The sequence below is a fragment of the Paenimyroides marinum genome (assembly GCF_900108395.1).
Classification (GTDB): Bacteria; Bacteroidota; Bacteroidia; order Flavobacteriales; family Flavobacteriaceae; genus Flavobacterium; species Flavobacterium marinum.
Map to the genome: position 1 here is coordinate 42,420 of NZ_FNXE01000027.1, position 6,463 is coordinate 48,882.

A 6,463-nucleotide genomic window follows, 5' to 3' on the forward strand; every position below is an offset into this window, starting at 1 on the left:
GGTTTTATCTAAAAGGTTCTTATATCCATTTATATAACAATCCAAACTTTCAACAGAAAATACTATTATTTGACTTTTATTTACTTTTAATAGGGTGTTTTATTAAAGTAAATACTAAATTTGGAGTTTTAACGTTATCATTTAAAAATAGAATATGATGAAAAATAAATTGAGAAGCCTTTTATTGGTATCAGGATTTGTTTTGTTGGCTCAAAACATCCAGGCACAAGCAAACAGAGCATTGTGGGATAATTTAAGTATAGAAGTACAATACGGAATGAATGCAGCTTTAAGTCCAAAAGAAGGTATTACAACAAGCGATTACAACGGATTTAAATTTTTTCAAGCAGGTATAAATTATCATATTGATGATGTTTGGGGGGTAAGAGGTACTTTCGCAAGTTCAAATTTTCAACATAAAGATTTAGATGATTCAGGTGTAAAATACGGAAAATTGACATTAGAAGCTACGTACAACATTTTAACAGCTGTAAATGGAATAATGCAACCTTTTGATGTAACCGCACATGCCGGTTTTGGATTGGGTTCAGGAAAAAGCGAGAGCTTAAAAGGAACCGATATGGTTGGTGTAGCACAAATAGGAATTATGCCAAAATACAATATCTCTAACCAGTTTGCTGTTTTTCTTGACGGAACATTTGTAAATCACTTTAGTCAAGACTTCGGATTTAATGGTTCAGGAATCAAACAAGGTTCTGCAAGTTATTTCAACGCTGGTTTAGGTGTGCAGTACCGTTTTAAAAAATAAAGATATATAGTATAACAAAAAAAGTAGCTCTTAGAGCTACTTTTTTTGTTATCTAAAATAATCCAAAAATTATTTTTTGAATTTAGCGTATTTTGTTTTGAATTTATCGATACGACCTGCTGTATCAATCAATTTAGATTTACCTGTATAGAATGGGTGCGATGTACGCGAAATCTCCATTTTATAAACCGGGTATTCTACGCCATCAACTTCTATTGTTTCTTTTGTTTCAACGGTTGATTTTGTGATGAATACGTCATCGTTAGACATATCTTTAAACGCTACTAATCTGTAATTTTCTGGGTGAATACCTTTTTGCATGATAAATCGATTTTTAATGTTAATGCTTATTGTTTGTTCTGATGCTTTTATATTTCAAAAAGGTATAAACAAAACAATAGCTTTTTGTTTAAACTTGTTTATTTTTCAGACTGCAAATTTACAACATATTTTGAATTTGCAAACATAACTTTAGACTTTTTTTATCATGAAACAGCAAAAAATTCTACCATCTATTTTTGTATATTTGTAAGATTTTATAAAATTCTTAAAACTATGAATATTATCAATAAAACAACAGGTTTAACATTCGGTTATATTTTAATGGCTTACTATGTATTGGTAAACCTAATTGTTTTCTTTGCAGATTATACGTTGTTCGTACAATCATATTTTACTATCGTAAATATAGTTGTAGTTTTAATTTTAGGAATTTGCTGCGTTTGGATTACTAAAAGACGCTTAAATAACCTTATTACTTTTAAAGAAGGTTTTACTGCCTTTTTTATAATGATTGTTTTGGGTTTTCTAGCAAGTTATCTTTCAAAATACATTTTGTTCAACTTTGTAAATCCCGAAGCAAAGATTGTAAATAATGAATTGATGATTGAAATGACAAGAAAAATAGGAGAAGATTTAAATTTATCACAGGCTGAAATTAATGAAAAAATTAGTGTGGTAAATAATAACGCCGACGATAATTTCTCAATTAAGACTTTAATTTTCTCATTTGCTCAAGATCTTTTAGGTTCATCAATTGCAGGTTTGTTAATTGCATTGACATTTAAAAACAGATCAGAATTTTCAACTCCAAAAGCACAATAATGAACCTTACGATTTTAATTCCTTTATTGAACGAAGCTGAATCGCTGCCCGAATTATATCAATGGATTACTGCAGTAATGCAACGAAACAATTATTCGTACGAGGTTGTTTTTATTGATGACGGAAGCACCGATGAATCGTGGAATATTATTGAAGACCTTTCCAATAAAGATACTAATGTAAAAGGAATCCGCTTTCAGAAGAATTTTGGAAAATCACAGGCATTACATTCAGGTTTTGCCATTGCTAAAGGTGATGTGGTCATTACAATGGATGCCGATTTACAGGATAGTCCCGATGAAATTCCCGATTTATACAACATGATCGTAAATCAAAAATACGATTTGGTTTCCGGCTGGAAAAAGAAGCGTTACGACTCCGTAATGGCAAAAAACTTTCCTTCGAAACTTTTTAACTGGGCAGCACGCAGAACATCAAGTGTAAAACTACACGATTTTAATTGCGGCTTAAAAGCGTACAGTAACAAAGTGGTAAAAAACATAGATGTATATGGCGAAATGCACCGTTACATTCCCGTATTGGCAAAAAATGCAGGTTTTACAAAAATCGGAGAAAAAATTGTAAAACATCAGGCACGTAAATACGGCGTTTCAAAATTTGGAATGAGTCGGTTTATCAATGGATTTTTAGATTTAATAACCATTTGGTTTTTATCAAAATTTGGCAAACGCCCAATGCACTTGTTCGGAGCCCTTGGTGTGTTAATGTTTATTGTAGGTTTTTGCAGTGCCGCATTCATTGGTATTTACAAATTGTACAAATTATCTGTTCACGAACCAGCAGTTCTGGTAGCAAACAATCCGTGGTTTTATATTTCGCTTACCGCAATGATTTTGGGAACCCAGCTGTTTTTAGCCGGATTTTTGGGCGAAATCATCCTTCGGAATAAAAATAACGAAGCTCGTTATAAAATTTCAGACCAACGTAATTTATAACTCAAAAAAACAATAAAATGGATATTCCAAAAAATATATTAAATCAAAGCAACAAATGGATTCAAGAGCCTTTTGATGCTGAAACTCAAAATTTAGTCAAAGAATTAATCACATCTTCTCCAAAAGAACTGGAAGATGCTTTTTATAAAAATTTAGAATTTGGAACGGGCGGAATGCGCGGAATTATGGGTGTGGGTACTAACCGAATCAATAAATATACATTGGGTAAAAACACTCAGGGATTGTCGCAGTATTTAAAACAATCATTTCCAAACGAACAAATCAAAGTAGCGATAGCTTATGATTGTCGTCACAACAGCAAGACTTTAGCAAAAGTGGTTGCCGATGTATTTTCTTCCAACGGAATCAAGGTATATTTATTCGAGGATTTACGTCCCACACCCGAATTGTCTTTTGCTGTTCGTTATTTGAATTGCCACTCGGGAATTGTGTTAACAGCATCGCATAACCCGCCGGAATACAACGGCTACAAGGTTTACTGGCAAGATGGTGGACAATTAGTTCCTCCTCAAGATAAAGAAATTATTCAGGTTATTGATCGTTTAGATTATTCGGATATTTTGTTTGAATCAAATCCGGATTTAATCGAATACATCGGTGCCGAAATCGATGAAGCTTTTGCGAAATCCGCTATTGAAAACGCAGTGTTTCAGTTACCTGAAAATGCCCGTAAAAATTTAAAAATCGTTTATACATCGTTACACGGAACATCAATAAAAGCCGTTCCAAATGTGTTGGAAAAAGCAGGCTATACCGATGTTCATATCGTAAAAGAACAAGCTGAACCAAACGGAGATTTTCCTACGGTTAAATCGCCCAACCCGGAAGAACCGGAAGCGTTGAAAATGGCAATTGATCTGGCTAACGAACTAAATGCCGATATTGTGATTGGAACCGATCCGGATTCAGACCGATTGGGAGTTGCCGTTCGCGATAATGAAGGAAAAATGATTTTGTTGAACGGAAATCAGGCAATGGTTGTTATGACCGCTTTTTTGTTGGAACAATGGAAACGCGAAGGAAAATTACAAGGCAAAAAACATTTTATAGGATCAACCATAGTATCAACTCCGATGATTTTGGCATTAGCAGAAGCTTACGAGGTTGATTGTAAAGTGGGCTTGACCGGTTTTAAATGGATCGCGAAGTTCATCAAAGATTTCCCTGAACAAAAATTCATTGGTGGTGGCGAAGAAAGTTTCGGTTATATGGTGGGCGATGCCGTTCGTGATAAAGATGCCGTGGCTTCTACCTTGTTAATCTGTGAAATAGCGGCAATTGCAAAAGCATCGGGTTCATCGGTTTACAAAGAATTACAAAATTTATATGTCGATTTTGGTTATTACAAAGAGCACTTGATTTCTTTAACCAAGAAAGGAAAAGACGGTGCCGAAGAAATTGCTAATATGATGACAGAATTCCGCAACAACCCGTTAAAAGAAATAGCAGGCGAACGTGTAGTTTTTATTGAAGATTACCAAAGTTCGTTAGCTACCAATTTGTTTTCTAACGAAACGGAACCATTGTATCTGCCAAAATCAAACGTATTGATTTATTATCTGGAAGACGGATCTAAAATTTGTGCGCGACCAAGCGGAACCGAACCTAAAATAAAGTTCTACTTTAGCAGCAATACCCCTATTGAATCAGTTGAAGAGATTAAAGATGCCGATGATTATCTAACTGATAAAATTCAGCGCATTATTAACGATATGAATTTAAATTAATGGACGAGAATTTAAAAAAGATACTTCCTTACGCGTTACATTATAAGAAAAACATTGTTTGGAACATCATCTTTAACGTTTTATACGCTTTGTTTGGCACAGTGGGAATGGTCTTTATTTTCCCCGTGTTGAAAGTATTGTTTGGAAACAGCGAAAAAGTTACCCAATTGCCCACTTATAACGGTTTGGGAAGTATTGATACCTATTTAAACGACACGCTTTTTTATTACGTTACACATTATTCTGAAACTTACGGAGCTAATTACGCATTGGTATTAACGGTTTCGCTGGTAATTATTACCTTTTTGCTTAAAAACCTGTCGGGGTATTTGGGATTGCAACATTTAATGAAATTAAAAACCGGTGTTTTACGCGACTTCAGACGAAAAATGTATGCCAAAATTGTAGAGCTACCCGTTGCCTATTATTCTGAAAAACGTAAAGGCGATGTAATGGCACGAATGTTAGGCGATGTAAACGAAGTACAAAATTCCTTTTTTCTGGTTTTGGAATTAATCGTAAAAGAACCGCTAACCATTATTTTTTCGCTGATTGCAATGATTAAAATTAGTTGGGAACTTACTTTGTTTGTTTTCATTTTTATACCAATTGCCGGATTTATTATTTCAAAAATAGGAAAATCATTAAAATCGCAATCTACGCGTGCGCAACAAGAAAACGGACATTTGATTTCGATTGTAGAAGAAACGTTGTCGGGATTAAAAGTAGTAAAGGGATACAATGCCGAAGGATTTTTCAAAAGATTGTTTAATCAATCAATCGACCGTCTATACGTTTTAACCAATAAAATTGGTAAGAAAAACAATTTGGCATCGCCTATGTCTGAGTTTTTGGGAATCGTTACCATTGCCGTTTTATTGATTTACGGCGGAAACTTGGTTTTGGTAGAAAAAACATTAGACGGTGCATTGTTTTTAGCATACATTACATTGGCTTATAATATTTTAACTCCTGCAAAAGCCATCTCTAAAGCAACTTATCAGGTTAAAAACGGTATGGCTGCGGCAGAACGCGTTTTTGAAATCATTGATACGCCAAATGTTATCCGTGATACTGAAAAATCAATAGAGATAAAAGGTTTTAACGATAAAATATCCATTCAAAACGTAACGTTTTCTTACGATGGTGAACGCAATGTTTTAAAGAATTTTAATTTAGAAATTCCTAAAGGAAAAATGGTTGCTTTGGTTGGTCAGTCGGGTTCCGGTAAAAGTACTATTGCCAATTTATTGATGCGTTTTTATGATGTAGAAAAAGGTGAAATCTTAATCGATCAAAACAATATTAAAGACCTTCAACTGATTTCATTGCGTGAACAATTAGGTTTGGTTACCCAGGACAGCATTATGTTTAACGGAAGCATTGCCGATAATGTAAGAATAGGAAAATTAAACGCTACCGATGAAGAAATAGTTGCTGCCTTAAAAATTGCAAATGCGTTTGAATTTGTTCAGAATCTTCCTCAAGGAATCAATACAAATATTGGCGATGCCGGTGGAAAACTTTCGGGCGGACAAAAACAACGGATTTCGATTGCCCGTGCTGTTTTGAAAAACCCTCCGATTATGGTTTTGGATGAAGCTACTTCGGCATTAGACACAGAAAGCGAACGTTTGGTTCAGGATGCGTTGGAAAAAATGATGGAAAACAGAACCTCTGTGGTTATTGCCCATCGATTGTCAACCATTCAAAAAGCAGATATGATTGTGGTAATGCACCGCGGCGAAATCGCCGAACAAGGTACGCACGATGAGTTATTAGCTAAAAATGGAACGTATTCAAAATTGGTTTCATTGCAGTCTTTTGAAAACTAAATATTTACATATTAAAATTTAAAGAGGCTGTCCCAAAAGGGCAGCTTCTTT

Annotated in this window: 6 protein-coding genes; 5 read left to right on the forward strand and 1 reads right to left on the reverse strand. The window is 34.4% G+C overall.

Annotated elements, in window-relative coordinates; all coding sequences use genetic code 11:
• Window positions 1-154 precede the first annotated feature (154 nt).
• Entirely contained in the window at window positions 155-769 is a 615-nt protein-coding gene (locus tag BLW20_RS09795; protein ID WP_143037771.1) for a hypothetical protein, read from the forward strand.
• Between the two features lie 69 nt (window positions 770-838).
• Here BLW20_RS09795 and BLW20_RS09800 read toward each other — a convergent pair whose 3' ends face one another.
• The gene (locus BLW20_RS09800; RefSeq protein ID WP_091099823.1) at window positions 839-1,090 is read right to left on the reverse strand and encodes a type B 50S ribosomal protein L31; all 252 of its coding nucleotides are present in this window, start codon (window positions 1,088-1,090) and stop codon (window positions 839-841) included.
• Window positions 1,091-1,324: 234 nt separating this feature from the next.
• On the opposite strand from BLW20_RS09800, the gene BLW20_RS09805 reads away from it, so the two are divergent.
• Genes BLW20_RS09805 through BLW20_RS09820 form a run of 4 tightly spaced genes read left to right on the forward strand, consistent with a single transcriptional unit; the run spans window position 1,325 to window position 6,412 of the window.
• Complete coding sequence (locus tag BLW20_RS09805; protein WP_091099827.1) at window positions 1,325-1,873, forward strand: DUF4199 domain-containing protein; 549 nt, start codon at window positions 1,325-1,327, stop codon at window positions 1,871-1,873.
• A complete protein-coding gene (locus BLW20_RS09810) occupies window positions 1,873-2,829 on the forward strand; it encodes a glycosyltransferase family 2 protein (RefSeq protein WP_091099831.1) in 957 nt (318 codons plus the stop codon). Before BLW20_RS09805 ends, BLW20_RS09810 begins: the two co-directional genes overlap by 1 nt.
• Before the next feature lie 17 nt (window positions 2,830-2,846).
• Complete coding sequence (locus BLW20_RS09815) at window positions 2,847-4,577, forward strand: phospho-sugar mutase (RefSeq protein WP_091099832.1); 1,731 nt, start codon at window positions 2,847-2,849, stop codon at window positions 4,575-4,577.
• Window positions 4,577-6,412 (forward strand): ABC transporter ATP-binding protein, encoded by a 1,836-nt coding sequence (locus tag BLW20_RS09820; RefSeq protein ID WP_091099836.1) that lies wholly within the window; start codon window positions 4,577-4,579, stop codon window positions 6,410-6,412. Before BLW20_RS09815 ends, BLW20_RS09820 begins: the two co-directional genes overlap by 1 nt.
• The last annotated feature ends 51 nt before the right edge of the window (window positions 6,413-6,463 follow it).

Excerpts from the sequence above, each read along its gene's own strand:
- BLW20_RS09795 (WP_143037771.1), top strand. The coding sequence starts at position 155 with ATGATGAAAAATAAATTGAGAAGCCTTTTATTGGTATCAGGATTTGTT.
- BLW20_RS09800 (WP_091099823.1), bottom strand. The coding sequence starts at position 1,090 with ATGCAAAAAGGTATTCACCCAGAAAATTACAGATTAGTAGCGTTTAAA.
- BLW20_RS09805 (WP_091099827.1), top strand. The coding sequence starts at position 1,325 with ATGAATATTATCAATAAAACAACAGGTTTAACATTCGGTTATATTTTA.
- BLW20_RS09810 (WP_091099831.1), top strand. The coding sequence starts at position 1,873 with ATGAACCTTACGATTTTAATTCCTTTATTGAACGAAGCTGAATCGCTG.
- BLW20_RS09815 (WP_091099832.1), top strand. The coding sequence starts at position 2,847 with ATGGATATTCCAAAAAATATATTAAATCAAAGCAACAAATGGATTCAA.
- BLW20_RS09820 (WP_091099836.1), top strand. The coding sequence starts at position 4,577 with ATGGACGAGAATTTAAAAAAGATACTTCCTTACGCGTTACATTATAAG.